Genomic DNA, 17,580 nt, shown 5'->3' with positions numbered 1-17,580 from the left:
CGCGTCTCCGCTGCCGCTGCTTGCCTTCGGCTTGCGCAGCGGCAGCGGAGACGCGAGACGGGCCGCGAACTTTGAGGCTCGGTCTCGCTTCGCTCGGAATGTGGGGCTTGACCGGCCGTTGTTTCTGCGGGCTTGGCCGTTCAGCTGTGCAGTCGACAGTCGAGCCGGGCCGCTCGCGTGCTGGTCATACAGCACACGGGCGACCCGGCTCGACTGGTTTCGATTGTGCGTTCAGCCTGCGTTCGGGCGGGTGCGGACCGTGATGCCGCTGCCGAGGCCACCGCCGGCGGAGGCGTTGATATCGGTGAGGATCGGGCGGATCGGGATGCCGAGGGTCGCGGTGCCGCCGTACTGCGCCAGCGCGATATTGGCTTCATCGCAGCTGGGCGCCTCGGCGGCATTGGAGCCGCTGGTGATGCCGAGGGCGAGGGTGCCGGAGACGATTGCGCCGCCGCTGTCGCCGCCGAGGGTGCAGGCGGTGCTGGCGAAGCCGCGCACGGTCTTGGATTCACCGTCGGCGGTGAACAGCTGCGTCTCCACCCGGTCGGCCACCACGAAACCGCAGGTGAACGTGGACGACTGGCCGGACTTGCAGACCGGAGCGCCGATCACCGGGTCGGCGATGCCGGTGATGGTCAGGGTGGTGCCGTTGGCGCCGCGCACCGACGGCTGATCCATGCCCGCCCGCACGGCGCGGTCGTTCAGCTTGATCACCGAGTAGTCAAGGCCGCTCTGGCCGCCGAGATTGGCGCGCACGAAGGTGCCGACCTCGGGGCTGGCGGGAATGTCGCGGACGTTGGGCAGGTAGACACCGGCCGTCTGATCGCCCTTGCCCAGGTTCGGATCGCAGTGCCCGGCACTGATATTGAGTGCGTTGCCAGCGGCGTCGACGCTGTTGAAGCCGAACGAGCACACATCGACACCGCGCAGCGCCGTGTCCTTGAGCGAACCCGGTGCGCTGATATAGGTGTCGCCACCCATCGGACGGCGCTCGACCGGGCCGCCGCCATTGGGCGACAGGATGACCTTGATATTGGCGATCAGCGTGGGCAGGTTGAGCATATGGCCGACCGGGGTGTTGGCCACGCTGAGCACGAGCTGGCTGTTGAGGAAGTCGATGGCGACCGAGTTGATGGCGCCGGACAGCTCGTTGGGCAGACCGCTGATCCACTGGTTCAGCTGGGTCAGCGAGGACTCCAGATTGTCCGCGGACACCGGGGCGAGCCGGGTCTGATAGCCGTCGGCTGCGGCGATCTTGGCGGCGTCGGGCGAGGTCACCGCGACGATCGGCTTACCGTCGGTGCCGATCCAGGCGCCGGCGAACGCATCGGGACGTTCGGCGCGGAACTCGCGCGCGTAACTGCTCAGCTCCTGCGCCCGCGCCGAGCGATCCAGGTATTCGGTCGGGGTCATCTTCAGATCACGCGAGACGGCCTGGACCAGCTCTGCCGGTAGCTCGCCCGGTTTCAGCTGCGGGGCCTCGGCCACGGCAGGGCTGGTGCCGATCATGGGGGCGAGGAGAACGGTCGAGGCGATGGCAGCTTTGACCGCGGCGCTACGCGCCACCGACTTACGCATGAAGTCCCTTCGTCGGCACAGATGTGCCGGGTAATCCGTGGCCACGGGGCAGAATCCGTTGGCGCACAGCCTACGTGGAGCAATGAACCGGATGCGCGCGGGATGCCGCTGTGGCCGGTCAGCGGATCACTTTATGCCACACATCACATCGGTGGCTACTCGTGTGGCGATTATCGCCGGGTGCCGGGGATTTCCAGCGCGGGCGGCAGCTGGATATCGGGCATCGGCTGGAATCGGCGGGTGGTCGTCGGCGAGGTGCTCGGGTTGGTCGGCGGGGTGGTGCTGGTCGACGGCTCCTGCGTGGTCGGGGGCGCCTCCGTCGACGGTGGTGGCGTGCTCGGTTCCGGTACGGGCTCCGGCTCGGTGGTCGGGTCCACCGTGACGGGTGGTTCCTCGACGACCGGCGGCGCCACGGTGGTCGGCGGCGCCACCGGCAGGGGGCCAGGTGGCGGCGCGGCCGGGGTCGGGCTCACCGTCACCTGTTCGGATTTGGCATCGCGCATCGGCGGGATGGGTGTGGTGTCGTCTTCCCGGAAGAGCACCGCGACGCCGATGCCGCCGAGGATCAGACCGGCCAACGCCGCCACCGCGATGAGCACCGGTGTACGGCTTCGGGTCGCCGGATCCTCGGTTTTCGCGGCTGGCTCGGCGGTCGCCGCCGCCTCCGGCGCGACCGCGGCCATCTCGGTCGCCATCTCGGTGGCGGGCGGTTCGGCGATCGGGATCGCGGCCGAATAGGCCTGTGCCTGCGAACCGGGTGCCGGGACCGCGGGGATGATATCGGTGTCGAGCGTCGAGTTCTCGGCCGTCGCGGGATCGGGCGGTGTGTTGCCCGCCGGGGTGGCCAGTACCGCGGTCAGCGCCGTGGCGGCGGCGCCGTAGGCGAATATGCGGGCAGGTGTCTCGGCGTTCGCGTCGGCGGGTAGTGCGCCTGCCTCGGGGAGTTCGGCCTCGCTGATCAGGACCACCGACCGCAGACCGAGGTAGTCCAGTGCGTCACGCAGGGCCGTGACCTGCTGTTCGGGCCAGTCGCCCGGATGGGTGGCGTAGAACTCGGCCGCGCCGTTGAGATGGTCGGCGGCCAGGTTGATCAGGCAGAACAGTGCCGTGGCGACGAGGTCTTCGGCCCGGTAGGCGGGCCCGTCGTCCACCGAGATACCGGCCGGATCGCCGACGGCCTCGGCGAATCCGGTGATGGTGTGGGTATGCCCGGCCGGGGCGGTACCGCCGAGTTCGGCGTCGCCCTCATCGGACATGTGCAGGATCGGCTCGCGGACGATGTACTCCGGCTCGCCGTCGTTGGTCACGATCGCCGCGACGCACTCGTCGGCGGCGATACGCAGGCCCACTCCAGTGGCCATCCTCATGTCCTCGCTTCGGCGTCCTGCTCGATCCTGATCGGTCCACGCGACGGCCACACCGGTAGCGAACCGTGTCCCATTGCGCTGAGCATCGACAATAACTCTGTTCGCGATCCGGCACCGATCCGACGCCGAATCCGCGAGACATGGTGTTCGACGGTCTTGGCCGAGATATAGAGCCGGGACCCGATCTCCCGGTAGGTCAGCCCGAGCAGCAGCAGCTCGGCGACCTGCTGTTCCCGCTCGGTCAGCGCGGTCGGTGGTTCGAAGGTCGGCCCGAGCACGGGCCGGGCCGGATCGTGGGTGTCCGGCTCACGCAGCTGATGAGCGGCCAGGGCTCTGCGGTCGGCGATATCGGCGGGATCGGCGCCTGCCGCCACCGCGGCGGTGTACAGGCGAATCGCCTCCACGCCCGCATGCTCCGCGGCGGAGGTGAGGAAATCGGCCAGGCGCGGTTCACGTACGCCGGATTCGGCGAACAGCACCGCGGTGTCGGCGCGCAACAGACCCGCGTCGAGGCGGGTGGTGAGCAGCCGCCGCTGTACCGTGACGAATCGCTGGGCGCCGAGCTGTTCACGCAGCGGTTCGACCGCGGCCGCGAGCAATAGGTCGGCATCGGTCACCAAGGCGCTCGCTCGGGCGCGGTCGACGAGATCCTGCGCCGCGGCGAAGTCGATATCGAAGACCTCGGCCAGTTCGCTCGCATCCAGTCCGGTGCCCGCACCCGCCACGACCATGGTGTCGAGCAGTTCCGGTGCGAGTTCGGCCAGCTGGGTGCGAGCCCATCCGGCGACGGCGGCGTCCACCGCGTCCACCGCGGCGTCCCTGCGCGCCGAGCAGGCCGCGCGCAGCCCGGCGACGATGCCCGCGCGGATTCCGCCGGTCCTGACATGGATGTATGCGGCGAGCGGGCGCGGCACCAGCAGGCCGAGTTCCCGCGCGAACGACATCAGCTCCGGCACACCGAGCGTGCGCAGCTCGATCACCCGGCCGTGCCTGGCCAGCGTGTCGGTGAGGGCGCGCAGGCTCGGATCGTGTGGACGCGGTTGTGCGGCGACGACCACGATGTGGCGGTGGTTGCCCGCCACCGCGCACAGCGTCTGCACGTCATCGGCGGTCAGTAGGTGGGTGTCGTCGATGAGTAGGGCGCGGCGTCCGGCTGTTTCCTTACCGGCGTCGGCGAGCAGCCGTTTCGGGAGGGCGCCCAGATCGTCGAACACTTTGATGTTGTCGGCGGTCAGCAGTTCGCGGACGGCGCCGAGCAGGGCGGATTTGCCGGTGCCGGATCGCCCGCGGATCAGCACGACCGCCGGTGGCCCGTCCGCGCGGCTCAGTTCCCGGAACAGCGTCTGCGCGAACGGCATGGATTCGAACCGGAGGTCGGGCGTGTGCTCGGTCTCGGCCCGGCGTCGCGCCGATCGGGATCGCCCCGGTGGATCTGCGTGATGCGCCGCGGTGGTGCCCGTGCTCTCACCAGGTGTTTCGGTGCCGCTCGGCAGGCTCGCGGCCGGTGGGCCGTTGGCTGGTGCCGAACCGTTGTGCTGCGGTTGTGCGGTGTTCGTCGCGGTCTCTGCTGTCATCGGAACCCCCGTTCGAGACTATGCGCAGGTGAGGTCACAGTTCGAGTGTTTTGCGGTTGTCGTAGGCCTCCCCACTGACTGTTTCGGGAACCGCGTGCCCACCGTTAACGGTTCGCCGACGGGTTGCGGGATTCAGACCAGGAGCGACCCGTAACCCATGGCCCGCAGCATCGCGAGCAGTTCCGAACGGGATCCGGCGCCGAGCCGGCGCCGGATCCGGGCGACGTGATGCTCCACGGTCTTGGCCGAGATGTAGAGCCGGGCGCCGATCTCCCGATAGGTCAGGCCGAGCAGCACCAGTTCGGCCACCTCGCGCTCCCGGTCGCTGAGCAACTCGTCGGGGCTCGCCTCCGGGTGGTCGCCGTTGGCAGCCGCTGCGGGAGCGACCGGCGACGGGCGCGAGTCGGCTCGCACCGTGCGGGCCAGCTTCAGCAGCGCCGTGGCCGTGGTCGGATCGGTGGCGGCCAGCGCGGCCTCACCCGCAAGCCGGGCCGCGTCCCAGCTCAGTCCGATCGCGCCCAGTTCGGCGACCGCCGATTCCACCCGGACGCCGCACACCTGCCCGCGCAACACCAGCACCCAGGTGCGACCGGCATCGGCCAGCGCGGCGGCATGTCGATCGCCCGCCTCGGCGGCGGCCTTGAGCGCGTGAGCATGCGGTAGTAGCTCATCGGGCCGTTCGCGGGCGATCGCGGCCTGCACGCCGTACCAGTGGAACAGGTTGGACCAGGCCGGTGGATGGCCGAGCCGATCCAGGAGTGCGCGGGCGCCGTCCACCAGCGCTGTCATGCGGCGCTCATCGTCGAGGCGGATGCTCGCCAGCCACAACTCGCCGATCGGGAGCAGGGTGAGCAGATCGGCCTCCACCTCGTCGAGCAGCGGTTGGGCCGCCTGCCAAGCCCGGGTGAGAGCGGCCTGATCGCCGCCGCGACGGGCGAGGCCGACGGCGGCGGCGTGGGCGAGCAGGGCATCGCGCACATCGAGCGCATCCCAGTCGAGCGCGGCGAGCGTGGTGGCGGCGCTTGCTTCGTCACCACCCGCCAGTGCCGCCCACGCCGAGAGCACCGGCAACCGAGGGCCCGCATCGGTGGCTCGCCGCAGCGTCTGCACGGCGCGGGCCGGATCGCCGGTGCTCAGGCACAGCAGGGTCGCGGCGGCGATGGGGGTGCACGGCGCGAAGCGCGTCGCGTCGGTGTGGGTGGCGCGGACCAGGGTGGAGATCGCGCTCGCGGTCTCGCCCTCGCGTCCACGCAGGGTGCGGCCGAAGGCATCGGCGATGAGACGGGTCGGGGCGTTCGATTCCGTCGGCGCCCACCGGGCGGCGGATTCGGCCATGGCGGTCGCCGCGGCGGCGTCACCGGCGAGATACAGGACCGCGGCTCCCGCCGCCCACTCCGATCCCGCTCGGTCCGGGCCGAGCCAGGTGTAGAGCCGGGCCGCGCGGTCGGTCAGGCCGCGGCGGGTGAGGACCGCGGCGCAGATGCGGACCGCGGCCGCCAGGTTCGCCGCCGGTACGTCATCGCGGGCGAGTAGGGGTTCGGCCAGGCGCAGCGCCGCGTCGTAATCGCCGGTGAGGGCCGCCGCCTCCGCCCAGCGGACCGCGATGGCATCTCGGTCGGCGCCAGCGCGCGCCGCCGCCGCGTAGTAGCGCACCGCGTCGTTTCCGCTGTTTCCGGCTGCGGTGCACAGGAATTCGGCCAGACGCCCATCGCGTAGTCCGGATTCGGCGAGCAGCACCGCGGTGTGATCACGCAGTAGTCCGGCGTTCAGGCGTGCGGTGAGCAGATCTCGCTGAATGGCCAGGAAGCGGCGCTCGCCGAGCAGCGTGCGCAGCGGCCCGACCGCCGGTGCGAGCAGCAGGTCGGCGTCGGTGATCACTGCGGTGGCCCTGGCTCGGTCGATCAGCTCGCGGGCCTCGACCGGGTCGACGCCGAGTACTTCGGTGAGTTCGCCCGCGTCCAAACCACTTCCGGTGGTCGCCACCGCCAGCGTGTCGAGCAGAGCGGGGTCGATATCGGCCAGGACGGCCCTTGCCCAGCCGTCGACGGCGGTGTCGACGGCGGCGATGCTCGCGTCGAGGCGGGTATGACAGGCGGCGGTGAGCGCCGCGACCACACCACCGCGGATGCCATCGGTCTGTTTGTGGATATGCGCGGCCACCGCGCGCGGCACCGACATACCCAGCTCACGGGCGAACGGCGCGATCTCCGCGATACCGAGTGGGCGCAGTTCCGCGACCCGGCCGCGGCGCAGCGCCGCATCGAACAGGGCGCGTAATTCGGGGTCGTGATGGCGGGGACGGCCCGCGGCCACCACGGTGTGATCGCCGGATTCTATTGTGTCACGCAGTGTTTCCAGCTCGTCATGGCCGAGGGCGTCGAGATTGTCGATCACCAGCGCCGCCTGCGGCGGATCGCCCTCTCGTCGCGTCGTATCGGACACCGCGACACCGCGTTCGCGCAGCCGTGCCCGGACTGCCGTGAGCAAGGTGGACTTGCCGGTGCCCGAGCGGCCCCGAATCAGGTGGACGACGGGCTGATGGGAATCCAGTTCCCGGAACAGTTCTCGTGCGCAGGGCAGAGTATCGAATGCCGCGGCGGGCGCCGGTTCAGCCACCTGAACCGCCGAGGATTTCGCCCGGTGCGCGCAGTACCGTGCCCACGGCGCCGCCGACCGTGCCGACGGTGTCGCCGAGCGTATCGGTGAGACCGTCGGTCGGCAGGTTCGGTGATTGGGCGGGTGGCTGCTGGGGTTGTTGCGGCGGTGGCGCGGGCGATTGCGGTGCGGGCGGGGGTGATTGGGGTGCAGGCGGCGGGGACTGTGTGGCGGGCGAACCGGGTGCGGGCTGCGGTGCGCTGCCCGGGTCGGCGGCCGGTGCTCGGCCCTGAGGGGCGGGTGTGGGCGTACCGGGCTCGCCCGTCCGCGTGCCCGGCTGCGAATTCACTACCGTGATGGTGCCTGGTTTGGATGTATCCGGTTGCTTCACAACATCGTTGGGTGACGGGATGCCGGAATCGGCGATCGTGCCCGTCCGGGGATCGTTCGTACCGGGGGAGCTGGGACCGGCTGTTGCCGCGGTGTCCGCGATCGTCGCCGATGTGGGATGGTCCGGTGCGGCGGGATGCTGGGTTCCCGCGCCGGTGCTGACCGCGACGGTGCCGGTGGCCAACAGGCCGATGGCCGCCGCGGCGGCGGCGATGATCGCGACCCGCCGCCTGCGGTTACGGGCCACGCCGGGATGGTGGGTGGCCGTCGGTAGTGGGCGTGGTGTCGAGTGGGTTGGCTCCGTCTCGGCCTGTTCGGGGACGGCGGGCACGGTGATCGTGGTGGAGTCGTCGGCCGGGTCCGACAGTTGTGCCGCGAGGGCCGCCGCGCCGCGGGCGCTGGTGTGCGCAGGGTCGGGCGCGGCGACGACCGGCAGCCCGAATTCGGAGGAGATCAGCTCGGTGAGCAGCGGAATCGCGCTGCCGCCGCCGGTGAGTAGGACGCTGCTGACATCACCGATATCGAGACCGGCGCGGTGCACCGCGTCACGGATCGAGGCGAGCGAGGCGCGTAACGGATCACCGAACAGGTCTTCGACTTCATCGCGCACCAGGCGCACCGTGCTGCCGTCCGGCGCGGCGGGGTTCGACCACGTGGTCACCACGGTCGCGGTATGAGTGGAAAGCTCTTCTTTCGCAATTCGGCAGCGTTCTCGCAGTGCCGACAATTCCCGCTCGGCAATGGGGTCGAATGGGTCGGCGTCGATTCCGTCCGGTGCGTTTGCCAGCACATAACGCATGAGCAATAGATCGAATTCGGCACCGGAGATTTCGGTGGTGTGCAGCGGAGTGCCGAGCAGTTCGATGTGCGCACCGGTGCGCACCAGTGAGACGGTGAGGCCGGTGGCGCCGAGATCGTAGACGAGCACCGCGCCCTCGTCATCGGTCCGGTTGACGGTTGTGCGCGACCAGCGCACGGCCGCAACGGGTTCCGGGATCAGGGTGATATCGGGCAGGTCCGCGGCATCGAGAGCGTGCCGCAGCATGGCGACGGTGTGCGACGACCAGTGCGCCGGATGGCAGAGCACCACGGCGGCGGGTCCGTCGGCGGCTTCCTCGACGAGGCGGGCGACAGCGGTCGCGAACAGGGCAGATGCCGAATGTGACGTCCCGTCGTCGGCCAGCATGGGCACCGGATCGCCCACGCGGGCCACGAACCCGTCGATCCGCACACCGGGGGCATGTCGACCGCCCGACGTGGCCTCCGTCCCGAAGGTCGCGGGTGCGCCGGAGACGAGCCGGAGCACGGTGGGATGGGTCAGGATCGGCTCGCTGTCGATACTCGGTTCGCCGCCCCGGGTCGCCAGCACGGCAACCGAATTCGCCGACCCGACAGTGATGCCGAGCGCCAGACGCTGTGTCATGCCGAAGATCCCCGTTCGAGAACTGAGTGCCGCTACCGATTCCAATATTGTTTGGTTGGGAAACGAATCGGAGTACCGCGCCGACTCAACCCGCATGTCGGTTGCTGGGTGGCCGCTGTTACCGGATAGGGGCGATACGGGGAAATTCCCCTAATGAGCGGAATGCCCCTAACGGGTGTTCGGGCGTGAATGTGGGGCTTTGCCCCGTTCCGAAGTAACGACTCACGTCCCTAGCGTGAAATGCATTCCAACGACCGCGGATCACGTCCGCCGAGCCCAGGAGAAGATTCTCGATGACCCCCAACGCGATTCTCGAGTTCATCCTCGACCTGTTGCGCGACCCCGAAGCCGCGGCGGGCTACTGCCTCAACCCCTGCCAGGCCCTCGCCTCGGCCGGACTCCCGGACGTGACCCCGGAAGACATCACCGCCGTAGCCCCCTTGGTCGCCGAATCCGCCCTCCTCAGCGGCGGTGGCCAGCTATCGGCCATCATCGCCGCCGGAACCCAGGCCGCCGCGAGCGCCGCCATCGGCGCGGCAGGCGCGGTAGGCGCCGGCGCCGCCATCGACGCGGGCCTCGACCTCGGCGCCGACCTCGGCCTCGACCTCGGCGGGTCCGCCGAGACCGGACTGGATGTGGATCTGGGTGGCGGGTTGAACACCGGTATCGGCCTTGACCTGGATGGTGGGCTCGACACCGGTATCGACCTCGACCTTGGTGGTGGGCTCGACACCGGTGTGGACCTCGACCTGGGTAGTGGGTTGAACACGGGTATCGACCTGGTCGGTGGCATCGACCTCGGTACCGAGCTGTCCGCCGGAATCGGCGGTGCGATCACCGCAGGACTGGAATCGGGTGCGGACCTCGCAGCCGGTATCGACGTCAGCGGCATTGTCGGTGGAGCGATCGATGCGGGTGTGGCATTGGGCGCAGATGCGGCGACCGGCATCGGGGCGAATCTCAGTGGTGCCCTCGACGGCGGCGCGGACTTGGGAGCCACCATCGGTGGTGCGGTGGAATCCGGAGCAGACCTGGGTGCGGCCGTCGGCGGGGTGGTGGACGCCGGGGATCTGTCCGGCGCGGTGGAGGGTGGTGCGCAGGTCGGGGGTGATCTCGGGGCGATGGCGGCTGCTGGGTTGGGGGCCGTGGTCGGTGCGGGGGCGGAGATCGGGGGAGGGGTGGTGACCGGGCTGGAGGGGGTTGTGGACGGGGGTGGACAAGTTGGGACGGGGCTCGAACTCGGGCTCGGCGGGCTGTTCGGTGCTGACGGCGACGTGTCTGCGGGTGTGAATGGGGCCGTGGAGGCTGTGGGGGAATTCGAGAACCAGTTCGGCTCCAGCGGCGGCGCGGTGCTCGGCGGTGACATCGAGTCCGGCGGTGGGCTGGGCGCCGGGTTGTCGTCGAGTATCGGTGCTGTGGCCACCTCCGGGGCAGATCCGAGCGCCGGGCTGTCCTCGGCGGTAGACATCGTCGCGGGCACCGGGATCGCCTCGGCAATGGATGGCGTCATCGAGATGGGCGCCGGTATGGAGGCGGGGTTGTCCACAGGCATCGATGCTGCTGGCGATCTCGGAGCCGACGTGAGCGGTGGGGTCGTTGTGGATAGCCAGCTCACCGGTGCTCTCGGTGCAGGCACGGCTGTTGTGGGCGGGGTCGGGGGGCAACTGGGGACGGGATTGGAGACCGGGCTCGGAGTGGTGGGTGATGGGTTCGATCCGGGTGGTGTGGGTGCTGCTGTCGGGTCCGGTGGTGTTGCTGCTGGGGAAGGTGCGGTGGGTGGTGCGCTCGGGATCGGTGGATCCGGTTCCCCTGGCATCGGTGCGGATGGTTCCCTCGGCGGTGATGCGACGGGATCGTTCGGTGCGGGCGGTGCGGGCGGTGCGGGCGGTGCAGGCGGTGTCGGCGGTGCGGGCGCCGTGAGTGGGTCGGGTGCGTATGGCGTCGACGGGACTGATCCCTTCGGTGCTGATCTGACGGGATCGTTCGGTGCCGGTGCCGGTGCCGGTGCCGGTGCGGGTGCGGGTGCGGTCGACGGTGCTTCGGCGGTCGAGGTGGGTGCGCAGACTACTGCCGACCTCGGGATGTCGGCCACCTCGACTATCGACTCGGCCGCGAATACCTGGTCGTCCGTGGATGTTTCGAGCGCATTCGGGTCCGGGTTCGATGGTGGGGTCGGTGCAGGAAGCGGGGGTCTGTTCGGGGAGACGGGTGTCGGGGAGACCGTCGTGGTTACGGCCGACTCCGACGACGCCCTGCTCTGACGACCGCGGTTCCGGCCGAGAAGGAGAACAACCAGATGGTCGCACCCGCCACCACCACACCGCCTGCGGCTCCGCTGCTTTCGGTGCTCGGCGAGACCATTGCCGCTGCTCGTGCCGCGGATCGCGGCGATCTGGTCGGCCGTCTGGAGACAGTGGCCGACCGGGTCCGCGATCCGCGGCGGCGGATCGTGATCGCCGGTCAGCGCGATCAGGGGAAGAGCCGGTTCGTCAACGCGCTGGTGAACAGTGATCTCTGCCCGGTCGGTGACGACACCACCACCACGGTGCCGACAGTGCTCATGCACGGCCCGGCAATCGAGGCGCACCTGGTGTTCACCGGTCCCGACCTCTCCCGTGAGGAGCGGGTGCAGGTCGATGAAATCTCCGCGGCCACTCGCGTCCCGGTGGTAGCGGGCCGCCGGGCGACCCGACTGGAGGTCACGGCGCCGAACCAGCTACTGGCCGACGGCATAGTTCTCATCGATACTCCCGGCACAGGTCAGGGAAACAACAGCACCGCAACAGTTCTCGGCCTGTCGACAGCAGCGGACGCCGTACTGGTGCTCTCCGACGCGTCCACCGAACTCACCGAGCCCGAGCTGACGTTCCTGAGCCAGGTCCGCAGGCTCTGCCCGGCGGTGGCGTTGGTGCTCACCAAGATCGACCTCTACCCGCATTGGCGTCAGGTCGCCGCAGCCGACCGCGCCCATCTCGACCGCGCGCAGCTGGAGGTGCCGATCATCCCGGTCTCCGCGGCGCTGCGCGAGCACGCACTGCGGCTACAGGACAAACAGTTGGGCGCCGAATCAGGTTTCGGTGTGCTCTACCAGTTCCTGCGCGAACAGGTGGTGGCGCGCGATCAGCGGGCGACCAGGCTCGCGGTATCGCGCGATATCCATTCGGCCGCCGAACATCTGGCGCTCGCGCTCGGCAGTGAACTCGTCGCGGTGCGGGATCCGAAGCTCGGTGCGGCGGCGGTCGCGGAGTTGCAGGCGGCGAAGGCGGCCGCCGAGCAGATGCACCGGCGTACCGCGGCATGGCAGCAGACGCTGGCCGATGGCATCACCGATCTGGCGGGCGATATCGATCACGACCTGCGTGACCGACTGCGCACCGTCGCCCGTGAGGCCGAGGAATGGATCGATGATCACGATCCGGGCAGGCATTGGGCGCGGATCGAGGAATGGCTCGTCGGCACCGTCGATTCGGCGCTCGGTGACAATCTGCTGTGGACGGGGGCGCGTGCGGAACGGCTGAGTGAGCGGGTGGCCGAGCATTTCACCGAACTCGGCGCGGTCGACCTGCCGGATGTGCGGCCCGGTGAGAACGATGATAAATCACGTTCGGCAGCAGTGACTCTCGCTGATCTGGAACCCGATATCGGTGTCGGCAGCAAACTGCTCGTCGGTATGCGCGGCTCCTACGGTGGGGTGCTCATGGTCGGGCTGGCCAGCACTTTCGCCGGTCTCGCCCTGCTCAATCCGATTTCGCTCGGCGCGGGAGTGCTGGTGGGCGGTAAAGCGTTCCGAGACGATCACAAGACCAGGCTCGCCAAACGACGCAACGAAGCCAAGGTCGCGGTCCGTCGCTATGTCGATGATGTGGCATTCCAGGCGGGCAAGGAATCCAAGGACCGCCTGCACCGCATCCACCGTGCGCTGCGCGACCACTACACCGGTGTCGCGCAGCGCAGCCTGCGGTCCATCGACGATTCGCTCAGAGCCGCACAGGAGGCCGCGACCATGGCATCGACCCGGCGCTCCGAACGCTGCGCCGAGCTGGAACGTCAACTGCGGGTGGTGGCCGAATTACGCAACCACGCCGCGGCGATGCAGGCGGTGACCGCATGACCGCGCAGGTCGAGGTGGCGCCGGGTGTGGTGAGCGAAGCGCGTGCGCTGGTCACCGCCGCCCGCCGGGAACTGGCCGGTGAACCGTGGGCACGAGCCCTGCTCGACGACTGTGCCCGCAGGCTCGACCAACCGCTGCGGGTGGCGCTGGCCGGTTCGCTGAAGGCGGGCAAATCGACATTGCTGAATTCGCTGGTGGGGCAACAGATCGCGCCCACCGACGCGACCGAATGCACCAGGGTCGTCACCTGGTATCGCAACGGATCAACACCGACGGTCACCGCGCGCTCCGCCGATGGTCGCACGGCCAATGTGGTGGTGCGGCGCGGTGGCGGCGCGCACGGCCTGACGTTCGATCTCGACACCCTGAACTGGGACGCACCCGGCCCACGCGAGGTGGACCATCTGGAGGTGCAATGGCCCGCCGCCACCCTGGCCGCCACCACCATCATCGACACCCCCGGTACGTCCTCGCTCTCGCGGGAGGTATCGGCGCGTACCGCGCGTCTGCTGACCCCGGACGATGCGAATGTTCCGGGCGCCGATGCCGTCGTCTACCTGTTGCGCCGACTCGACGACGCCGATGTCCGCTTCCTCGAGCGAGTGGGTACGGCGGGTGGTGGCTCCGGCCCGCTCGGCGTGATCGGCGTGGTGTCGCGGGCCGATGAGATCGGCGCTGGCCGGATTGATGCCCTGCACTCGGCGCGTGCGGTGGCGGCCCGGTTCGCGGGTGAGCTGGAGCGGACCGGACTGTGTCAGGCGGTGATTCCGGTGGCCGGGCTGCTGGCGTTCGCGGCCGCGACCTTGCGGCAGCAGGAGTTCGCCGCCTTCCAGGCGCTGGCGGGTGTGCCCGTCGAGGAATTGTCGGCCGCACTGCTGTCGGTCGACCGGTTCGTGCGCCCCGATCTGCCATTACCGGTCGCCCCCGAGATGCGGGCCCGGCTCGCTGAGCGGTTCGGTGTGTTCGGTATCCGGTTGGCGATCACGCTGGTGCGGCTCGGTGCTCGCGATTCGGCCGCGCTCGCCGCCGAACTCGCCGAACGCAGCGGCGTGCACGAGCTGCGTTCGGTGCTCGACGTGCAGTTCGGCCAGCGCGCCGACCAGCTCAAGGCCCATTCCGCCCTCAGCGCCCTCGACCGCGTGCTCACCGCCCATCCCGGCACCGCCGCCGATCTGCTGCTGCCCCATATCCGCACCTTGCTCGCCGATGATCACGGTTTCGCCGAACTGCGTCTGCTCGGTCGGCTGCGCACCGAGGAACCCGGTCTGCCCGCCGACGCGCTGACCGAACTCGTCCGGCTCATCGGCGGCGCCGGCGTCGCGACGCATCTGCGCCTCGGCCTGCCGGCGGACGCCACACCCGCGATACAGCGCGCCGAGGCGATCGACGCCGTCCGCAAGTGGCGCGCCCGCGCGGGCCATCCGCTGGCCGACCAGTTCACCGCCAGCGCCTGCCTGACCGCCGTCCGCAGCGCGGAGGGTGTGCTCGCCCAGCTCACGCCGCCGGACTGAACGCGGGGCTCGCATCTGAGGCGGCGGAGCCGCACACTGGGAAGCAGAGGACACCATGGGACAGCGAGAAGTCGTGCACGCATTGCTGGACCGGGCGGGTACCGGATATGCCGCCGCGGCGGGGATCGCGCTGGCCGACAAACCCGCGCCCCTGTTCCAGTTACTGATGCTGTCGGAATTGCTCAGCACCCGGATATCGGCGGACCTGGCGGTCGGCGCGGCCAAGGAACTGATCGACAGCGGATATCGCACACCGCACCGGGTGTCGGACGCCGAATGGCAGGAGCTGGTGGACGCACTCGGCCGCGCGCATTACCGCCGCTACGACGAGAGCACGGCCACTCGGCTGGGTGCGAACGCGACGGCCGTGCTGGATCGATACCACGGTGACCTGCGTGAACTCGCCGCAGAAGCGGATCATGATCCCACCCGCGCCGCCGAACTGCTGCAACAGTTCCAGGGCATCGGCCCGGTGGGCGCCGATATCTTCCTGCGCGAGGTACAGGACATCTGGACCTGGGCGCGTCCGCATTTCGATGAGCGTGCGCTGCGCGGCGCCGAACGCGTCGATCTGCCCACCGACCCGGACCGGCTGGCCGAACTGGCGCCGCGCGGCCATACCGCCGACCTGGCCGCCGCACTGGTCCGGGTGACCCTCGACGACGATATCGCCGACGAGGTCCGCGCCGCCGCGAACTGATCGGCCGCCGTCGCCACGCGTTCCGCCGCCGACGCGCCTACCCGCTGACGTCGCGGCGCACAGCTCGATCCGCATGTTCGAGCTGCTCGTCCATGCTGTCGCGCAACGCGGCGAGCAGTTCCTCGAAGGTGTGCAGTAGTTCCGGTGGGTACCCGGCCAGCACGGCGTCCTGGCGGGCGTTGATCGGTTCGAAGAATTCGTCGGCCAGCCGTTTGGCCTCCGCGCTCGCGCGCAACGTCACCACTCGCCGGTCGTCGAGTTCCCGTGAGCGGTGCACGTAGCCCGCGCGTTCGAGCCGATTGAGCAGGGCCGTCATCGCCCCGGACGACAGCGGAATCCGTGTGGTCAGCAAGGCCGGTGACAGTGGCGTACCGGCTTGATCGGCGGTGGCGATCTCCATCAGGGCGAACGCGTCGGTGGAATGCACGCCGAGTGAGACGGCGAAGCGTCGACCCAGTTCGGTGAAGCTGGCGCCGTAGGCCATGAGGCCTTCGGTCAGGCGCTGCCGTTGCGCCGCGGTGCCGGTCGTCCGGTCCGCCATGGGTGCCTCCGTTTCGCGCGGTTCTGGATTGACAACCTACCGGTCTCCGATTTAGCTTCATCATAAAGTAACTTCATGATGGAGGTAAATTGAGTACCGCAACGGAGACGCCGACCAGGCGTGAATGGCTCGGGTTGATCGCGGTATCGCTCGGCGTCGCGTTGATCGTGGTGGACCTGACGATCGTGAACGTGATCCTCGCGCCGATCATCGGCGATCTGGAGATCAGCTCGATCCAGGCGCAATGGGTGCAGGAGTCCTATGCGATCGTGTTCGCCGCGTTGCTGCTGCTCACCGGGCGACTGTCGGACCTGTACGGCGCGCGGAAGCTGTTCCTGATCGGGCTGGCCGTCTTCGGGGCGACGAGCCTGCTCGCGGCACTCGCACCGAGCGGCGCGCTGCTGATCCTGGCTCGTTTCGTCCAGGGCATCGGCGGGGCGATGATCCTGCCGACATCATTGGCGCTGATCAACGCGGCCTTCTCTGGTGAAGCGCGTGGGCGGGCGTTCGCGATCTGGGGTTCGACCATCGGCGCGGCTGCTGCGGTGGGGCCGCTGCTCGGCGGCTGGCTGGCCGACTTCTCCTGGCGGTGGGCGTTCGGCATCAATATCCCGGCGGTGCTGCTGATCGGGGTCGGTGTGCTGCGTTATCTGCCTGCTGCGATACCGGGACGCGGGCGCGTCGACGTCATCGGTGCGCTGCTGTCGATCTTCGGGCTCGGGCTGTTGTCGTTCGGCCTCATCGAAGGACGTGCGCACGGCTGGCTGCTCACCACCGAACCGCTGAGCCTCGGTGGCGTCGAGTGGAGCGGCGGTCCGTCGCCGGTGCTCATCGCATTCGTGCTCTCGGCGGTCACGCTGATCGCGTTCTGGCTGCGGCAATCCCGGCTCGGCCGGCGCGGCGCCGAACCGCTCATGGATGTGCGGCTGTTCGGGATCCGCTCGTTCCGGCAGGGCAACGCGGTGACGCTGCTGGTCGGTCTCGGTGAGTTCGGCATCATCGCGGTGTTGCCGCTGTGGTTGCAGTTCACGCTGGACTACAGCGCGCTCCAGGCGGGGTTGGCGTTGGTGCCGCTGGCGGTGGGCAGTTTCTGCGCCAGTGGCGCCAGCTTCTCGCTGGCCGCGTCGGTCTCGGCGCTGGGGCAGGTGCGCATCGGGCTCGGGCTCGAAGCGGCCGGTCTGGTGCTGCTCGGAGTGTTCGCGGCGGCCGACAGTGCCTGGTGGACAATCGCCGTCGCGCTGTTCGTGTACGGCATCGGTGTCGGATTCGCCACCGCGCAGGTCACCAATGTCGCAATGGCCGATATTCCGGCGGCGAGCGCGGGTCAGGGCTCGGGCATCCAGAGCGCCGCGCGCGAGCTGGGGTCCGCACTCGGCATCGCGATGCTCACCACGCTGTTCTTCAGCTCTCTCGGCGCCGGTGTGCGCGACCGCCTCGCCGACGCGGGCCTGCCGGACGAGGCGGCCGAACAGTTCGGCACCGCCGTCACCGACAGCGCCGGATCGGTCGTCCCCGCCCTCGCCGCCGACCCGGCGACCGAGTCCATCGCCGCGTCCGCCCGTGAGGCCATGTCCGCGGCCGTCGAACTGTCGAGCTGCCTCTGTGCCGCCCTCCTCGGCGCAGCGCTGCTCGCCACGCTGCTCATGACACCGAAGCCCGCACCGACCACCGAACCCACCCCGGAACCGAGCCACCAATAGGCCGCGCCGTGGGCCCGGCGCCCCGCGTTGCGCCCCGCGCACGCCGCCCGGGGCCGGGTGGTAGACGGCGGGTGCCGCTTTGGCCGGGGG

General features: G+C 69.7%; 10 protein-coding genes and 1 pseudogene. 5 read left to right on the top strand and 6 right to left on the bottom strand.

Translation table 11 applies throughout. From position 1 onward, the window contains the following. Positions 1-231 precede the first annotated feature (231 nt). The 5 genes and pseudogenes from QH168_RS00670 to QH168_RS00650 all read right to left on the bottom strand — a co-directional run bounded on the left by QH168_RS00670 (position 232) and on the right by QH168_RS00650 (position 8,927). On the bottom strand, positions 232-1,578 hold the full coding sequence (locus QH168_RS00670) for a S1 family peptidase (protein WP_280232379.1): 1,347 nt from the start codon (positions 1,576-1,578) through the stop codon (positions 232-234). Between the two features lie 170 nt (positions 1,579-1,748). Next, the gene (locus QH168_RS00665) at positions 1,749-2,939 is read right to left on the bottom strand and encodes a hypothetical protein (protein WP_280232378.1); all 1,191 of its coding nucleotides are present in this window, start codon (positions 2,937-2,939) and stop codon (positions 1,749-1,751) included. Between the two features lie 2 nt (positions 2,940-2,941). Then, positions 2,942-3,193: pseudogene (locus tag QH168_RS27640) on the bottom strand (response regulator transcription factor); the annotation flags it as partial. Positions 3,194-4,651: 1,458 nt separating this feature from the next. Further along, on the bottom strand, positions 4,652-7,135 hold the full coding sequence (locus QH168_RS00655; protein WP_280232376.1) for a LuxR C-terminal-related transcriptional regulator: 2,484 nt from the start codon (positions 7,133-7,135) through the stop codon (positions 4,652-4,654). Next, positions 7,128-8,927 carry an Hsp70 family protein gene (locus QH168_RS00650; protein ID WP_280232375.1) on the bottom strand — a complete coding sequence of 600 codons (1,800 nt, stop codon included), beginning with the start codon at positions 8,925-8,927 and terminating at the stop codon, positions 7,128-7,130. Before QH168_RS00650 ends, QH168_RS00655 begins: the two co-directional genes overlap by 8 nt. A 293-nt stretch (positions 8,928-9,220) precedes the next feature. Between QH168_RS00650 and QH168_RS00645 the strand changes: the two genes are divergently transcribed. The 4 genes from QH168_RS00645 to QH168_RS00630 are packed head-to-tail and all read left to right on the top strand — an operon-like array spanning position 9,221 to position 15,249. Beyond that, a complete protein-coding gene (locus tag QH168_RS00645) occupies positions 9,221-11,188 on the top strand; it encodes an IniB N-terminal domain-containing protein (protein ID WP_280232374.1) in 1,968 nt (655 codons plus the stop codon). A 35-nt stretch (positions 11,189-11,223) separates the two neighbouring features. Further along, positions 11,224-13,038: a dynamin family protein gene (locus QH168_RS00640; protein ID WP_280232373.1), complete on the top strand. Its 1,815-nt coding sequence runs from the start codon at positions 11,224-11,226 to the stop codon at positions 13,036-13,038. Then, positions 13,035-14,549 (top strand): dynamin family protein, encoded by a 1,515-nt coding sequence (locus QH168_RS00635; RefSeq protein WP_280232372.1) that lies wholly within the window; start codon positions 13,035-13,037, stop codon positions 14,547-14,549. The genes QH168_RS00640 and QH168_RS00635 overlap by 4 nt, the downstream gene beginning before the upstream one ends. A 55-nt stretch (positions 14,550-14,604) precedes the next feature. Continuing rightward, positions 14,605-15,249 carry an endonuclease gene (locus QH168_RS00630; protein WP_280232371.1) on the top strand — a complete coding sequence of 215 codons (645 nt, stop codon included), beginning with the start codon at positions 14,605-14,607 and terminating at the stop codon, positions 15,247-15,249. A gap of 37 nt (positions 15,250-15,286) precedes the next feature. Here QH168_RS00630 and QH168_RS00625 read toward each other — a convergent pair whose 3' ends face one another. Then, positions 15,287-15,790 (bottom strand): MarR family winged helix-turn-helix transcriptional regulator, encoded by a 504-nt coding sequence (locus tag QH168_RS00625; RefSeq protein WP_280232370.1) that lies wholly within the window; start codon positions 15,788-15,790, stop codon positions 15,287-15,289. A gap of 89 nt (positions 15,791-15,879) precedes the next feature. Between QH168_RS00625 and QH168_RS00620 the strand changes: the two genes are divergently transcribed. After that, positions 15,880-17,490, top strand: a complete 1,611-nt coding sequence (locus QH168_RS00620) for a DHA2 family efflux MFS transporter permease subunit (protein ID WP_280232369.1) — start codon at positions 15,880-15,882, stop codon at positions 17,488-17,490. The last annotated feature ends 90 nt before the right edge of the window (positions 17,491-17,580 follow it).

Source organism: Nocardia cyriacigeorgica, assembly GCF_029868385.1.
Classification (GTDB): Bacteria; Actinomycetota; Actinomycetes; order Mycobacteriales; family Mycobacteriaceae; genus Nocardia; species Nocardia cyriacigeorgica_F.
This window is presented reverse-complemented; position numbering and strand designations above follow the sequence as displayed.